Genomic DNA, 733 nt, shown 5'->3' on the forward strand with positions numbered 1-733 from the left:
TGCATGAAGCCGGAATCGCTAGTAATCGCGGATCAGCATGCCGCGGTGAATACGTTCCCGGGCCTTGTACACACCGCCCGTCACACCACGAGAGTTTGCAACACCCGAAGTCGGTGAGGTAACCCTTCCGGGAGCCAGCCGCCGAAGGTGGGGCAAATGATTGGGGTGAAGTCGTAACAAGGTAGCCGTATCGGAAGGTGCGGCTGGATCACCTCCTTTCTAAGGATAAGAAGAAAAGCGGAGAACGGTCCTTGGCGTAGACAAGGAAACATCCGACGGAAGCGCAAGCTTTTGACGAGACGTGCTTGCACGTCGATGGAAAAAGCGGACGCGGAGGAGGATGTTAGTTCGAAGCTAGACATCGTATGATAAAAAACGCTTTTTCGCTTCGTTTAGTTTTGAGGGAATATCCCTCATACAGGTTCAAGCAGTAGCTTTGCGCCTGCGTCTGCGAGTGATTACGAAGATGATAAATTCCTCGGCGCATGGCAGCAAAGATGTAGCTTCAAGAAGAAGCCATGTTCTTTGAAAACTAGATAACAGGCTGAAAAGTGTGTTTAGTTAAGTTAGAAAGGGCGCACGGTGGATGCCTTGGCACTAGGAGCTGATGAAGGACGGGACAAACACCGATATGCTTCGGGGAGCTGTAAGTAAGCGTTGATCCGGAGATTTCCGAATGGGGGAACCCACTGTCCGTAATGGGGCAGTATCCACACGTGAATACATAGCGTAT

General features: G+C 51.0%; 2 rRNA genes. Both read left to right on the forward strand.

Annotation, left to right across the window (positions count from 1 at the left end):
* Positions 1-219: ribosomal RNA gene (locus K1I43_RS15465) — 16S ribosomal RNA — on the forward strand; the annotation flags it as partial.
* A 340-nt stretch (positions 220-559) separates the two neighbouring features.
* Positions 560-733: ribosomal RNA gene (locus K1I43_RS15470) — 23S ribosomal RNA — on the forward strand; the annotation flags it as partial.

This window comes from Anoxybacillus sp. ST70 (assembly GCF_019553625.1).
GTDB classification, from domain to species: Bacteria; Bacillota; Bacilli; order Bacillales; family Anoxybacillaceae; genus Anoxybacillus; species Anoxybacillus gonensis.